Origin of the sequence: Nocardioides sp. (assembly GCF_024509035.1) — a bacterium.
GTDB lineage: Bacteria > Actinomycetota > Actinomycetes > Propionibacteriales > Nocardioidaceae > Nocardioides.
Genome location: NZ_JANINT010000202.1, coordinates 1 through 3,825, shown reverse-complemented (window position 1 = coordinate 3,825; position 3,825 = coordinate 1). Strand labels below are relative to the sequence as shown.

The following is a 3,825-nucleotide window of genomic DNA, read 5'->3' as shown; positions in this document are numbered from 1 at the left end:
GCTCACTCCTCGACCAGGCCCGCGTTGTGGCCGACGCCGTCGACCGCGGCGCGGATCGAGGCGAGGTGGTCGCCGGTGGCGCGCTCGATGCGGACGGGGTTGCCCGGCGAGTAGTGGTTCCACTGGGTCGGGAGGTAGGAGAGACCGTCGACGACCCACCCGTCGGGTCCTTCGGTGACCTCGACCTGCACGGTGATGCCCTCGTAGGCCGCCGATCGGTCCAGCTCGCTCTGGGCGACCATGTTGCCCATGCCGTAGACGACCCACTTCCCGTTGACCCGGGTGATCGGCTGGACGACGTGGGCGTGCTCGCCGAGCACGAGATCGACGTCCGGGGAGGCGGTCAGCCGCTCGGCGAGCTCGACCTGCGCCGCGTCGGGGAGGTGGCTGTACTCGGTACCCCAGTGCACGTGCGCGACCACGATGTCGGCGCCGGCCGCGCGGGCCCGGCGCGCCTGGGCGAGCAGGTCGTCGGCGTCGCCCAGCTGCGCGACCGCCCACTCCTGGCCGGTCGGCAGGACGTAGCCGTTGAGCCCGTACGTCGCCGCGACGACGCCGACGCGCAGCCCGGAGTCGGTCGTGAGGATCACCGGCTCACGGCGCTCGGCGGCGGAGCGGAACGTGCCGACGTGGGCGACGCCGGCGGCCTCGAGGAGGTCGGCGGTCTCGACGATCCCGTCGACCCCGGCGTCCATGCTGTGGTTGGAGGCCGTCGTGCAGGCGTCCCAGCCCATGCTGCCGATCCAGGAGGCGATCTGGTGCGGCGCGGCGAACACGGGGTAGCTGCGCAGCGCCTCACCGGGTGCGGCGAAGGGGACCTCCTCGTGGCACAGCGCCAGGTCCGCGGACTCGACGTAGGGACGCAGGGTCGCGAACATCGGGTCGAAGTCGTAGCGGTCGCCGGCACCGGTGCGGGCGTGGTCCTCGGCGGCGCTGATCCACACCGTGTTGTGCCACAGCAGATCGCCGCCCATGAGAATCGTCGCCGACCGGGGTGGGGCCGAGGGGCTGGGCGGGCCGGTCTCGCCGGCGTCGAGCTCGGTCGGCACCGCCGGCTGCGGGTCCGCCGCGGCGTGCTCGCCGTCGCGGAGCTGGGTCGGCCAGGCCACGTTCAGGGCGACGACCAGCAGCACGACCGCCACCACCACGGCCGCGACGGAGGCGGCTGCGCGGAGCGGGCGAGCTGGCATGTCTCCATTGAACCGGCGTCAGGTGGCGCGCGAGGACACAACACGGATACAGCTGTTTGCGAGACTGCCCACATGAGCCCGTCGAGTGCCCTCAGCCCGCAGGCCCGCGAGGACGCCCTGGCGGCGATGCGCAGCGGGAGCGGCCAGCCCGAGCTCGACGTCCTGGTCGTCGGCGGGGGTGTCACCGGCGCGGGCACCGCCCTCGACGCGGTGACGCGCGGCCTGCGGACCGGGCTGCTCGAGCAGCGCGACCTCGCCAGCGGCACCAGCAGCCGCAGCAGCAAGCTCGTGCACGGCGGCCTGCGCTACCTCGAGATGCTCGACTTCGGGCTGGTCCGTGAGGCGCTGCGCGAGCGCGGGCTGCTGCTGACGCGCCTGGCGCCACACCTGGTGCGGCCGGTGTCGTTCCTCTACCCGTTGACGCACCGGGGGTGGGAGCGTCCGTACGTCGGCTCCGGGCTGATCCTCTACGACGGGCTGGCGATGCTCGGGGCGCTGCGCAGCCAGGGCGGCGACATGGGCGTCCCGCGGCACCGGCACCTGATGCGCCGCCAGGTCGCGCGGATCGCGCCCGACTTCCGGTCCGACACGATCGCCGGCGCGATCCAGTACTGGGACTGCCAGGTCGACGACGCCCGGCTCGTGGTCGGACTGGCCCGGACCGCAGCCGCCCACGGCGCCCACGTCGCCACCCGGGTGAAGGTGACCGGGTTCCTGCGCGAGGGCGAGCGGGTCGTCGGCGTACGCGCCCACGACCTGGAGTCCGGCGAGGAGCTCGAGGTGCGGGCGCGGGTCGTGGTCAACGCCGCGGGCGTGTGGACCGACGAGATCCAGGAGATGGTCGGCGGGCGGGGCGCGCTGAAGGTCCAGGCGAGCAAGGGCATCCACCTGGTCGTGCCGCGCGACCGGATCCGCTCGGAGGCGGGGTTCATCGTGCGGACCGCGACGTCGGTGCTCTTCGTGATCCCGTGGGGACGGCACTGGATCATCGGGACCACCGACACCGCCTGGGACCTGGACAAGGCGCATCCCGCCGCGTCGCGCGCGGACATCGAGTACATCCTCGAGCACGTCAACGCGATCCTGCGCGAGCCGCTCGACCACGACGACGTCGAGGGCGTGTACGCCGGGCTCCGGCCGCTGCTCTCCGGGGAGTCGGAGTCGACCTCGCGGATCTCCCGGGAGCACACCGTCGTCACCCCGGTGCCCGGCCTGGTGATGATCGCGGGCGGCAAGCTGACGACCTACCGGGTGATGGGCCAGGACGCCGTGGACGCCGCCGCGCACTCCCTGAGCACGGCAGCGGGCCGCACCGTCCGCGACTCGATCACCGACCGGGTCCCGCTGGTCGGCGCGGTCGACTGGGAGACCCGGTCCAACCAGCGGGTGCTGCTCGCCCGACGCTCGGGCCTGCACGTCGCCCGCATCGACCACCTCCTCGGTCGCTACGGCGGCCTGATCGACGACCTGCTCGATCTGGTGGCCTCCTCACCGGCACTCGGCCGGCCGCTCGGGGGTGCGGACGACTACCTCGCCGCGGAGGTCGTCTACGCGGTCACCCACGAGGGTGCCCGCCACCTCGACGACGTCCTCACCCGGCGTACCCGCATCTCGATCGAGACCTTCGACCGCGGCGTGCGCTGCGCGCCCGAGGTCGCGCGGCTGATGGGCGCCCAGCTGGGCTGGGACGAGGCCCGCATCGCCGACGAGGTCGACCACTACCTGCGCCGGGTCGAGGCCGAGCGGCAGAGCCAGCTCCAGCTCACCGACCAGGCCGCCGACGAAGCACGCGTGTCCGCCCCCGACATCGTGTGAGGCCTCGCGGCACGCAGCCGTTGACAAACTAGAACACGTTCCACCACGCTGAGAACCACGTCACAGCGATCCTTTGGGAGGGGAACGTGACCCAGGCACCGCCGCCGGCCGACTTGAAGATGCAGCGTTCGAGCAGGGATGCGAGCACCCTGCCCGGGCGTCTCGCGGAGTGGCTGGCGGCGGTGCTGCCTGCCGGCGCCGAGCCGGTCGTGACGCTCCACAACGGCATCGATGCCAATGGGATGTCCTCGGAGACGCTGATCCTCGACGTCGCCTGGACCGAGGACGGCGAGCGCCGTCTGGGGGAGTACGTCGCCCGCGTGGCGCCGGCGCCGGAGGACCTGCCGGTGTTTCCGAGCTATGCGCTGGAGGACCAGTACGACGCGATCCGCATCGTCGGGGAGACCACGGACGTCCCGGTCCCACAGGTGCGCTGGTTGGAGCCGACCGGCGAGGTCCTCGGCACGCCGTTCTTCCTCATGGACCGCATCGACGGCCTGGTCCCGCAGGACGTGCTGCCCTACAACTTCGGCGACAACTGGCTCCACGACGCCCCGCACGAGCACCAGCGCCGGCTGCAGGACGCGACCGTCGACGTGATCGCCCGGCTGCACGCGATCCCCGACGCCGCCACGAGGTTCGATTTCCTCGACCCCGGCCACCCGGGCGAGACCCCGCTGGCCCGCAACCTGGCCCGCACCCGCGCGTGGTACGACTTCGCGGTCGCCGACATCGGCCGCTCCCCGCTGGTCGAGCGGGGCCTCGCCTGGCTCGAGGCGCACCTGCCCGACACCGACGAGGCCGTGCTGTGCTGGGGCGA

At 72.9% G+C, this 3,825-nt stretch carries 3 protein-coding genes; 2 read left to right on the top strand and 1 reads right to left on the bottom strand.

Annotation, left to right across the window (positions count from 1 at the left end; all coding sequences use genetic code 11):
• Positions 1-2 precede the first annotated feature (2 nt).
• Positions 3-1,190, bottom strand: a complete 1,188-nt coding sequence (locus Q0L15_RS14905) for a CapA family protein (protein ID WP_296605239.1) — start codon at positions 1,188-1,190, stop codon at positions 3-5.
• A 72-nt stretch (positions 1,191-1,262) separates the two neighbouring features.
• Between Q0L15_RS14905 and Q0L15_RS14900 the strand changes: the two genes are divergently transcribed.
• Positions 1,263-3,005: a glycerol-3-phosphate dehydrogenase/oxidase gene (locus Q0L15_RS14900; RefSeq protein ID WP_296605238.1), complete on the top strand. Its 1,743-nt coding sequence runs from the start codon at positions 1,263-1,265 to the stop codon at positions 3,003-3,005.
• A gap of 86 nt (positions 3,006-3,091) precedes the next feature.
• On the top strand, positions 3,092-3,825 hold a 734-nt coding region (locus Q0L15_RS14895), incomplete at its 3' end, for a phosphotransferase family protein (protein WP_296605237.1).

What these genes read in the sequence shown, in the direction of transcription:
- Q0L15_RS14905 (WP_296605239.1), bottom strand. Translation starts at nt 1,190, where the DNA reads ATGCCAGCTCGCCCGCTCCGCGCAGCCGCCTCCGTCGCGGCCGTGGTG.
- Q0L15_RS14900 (WP_296605238.1), top strand. Translation starts at nt 1,263, where the DNA reads ATGAGCCCGTCGAGTGCCCTCAGCCCGCAGGCCCGCGAGGACGCCCTG.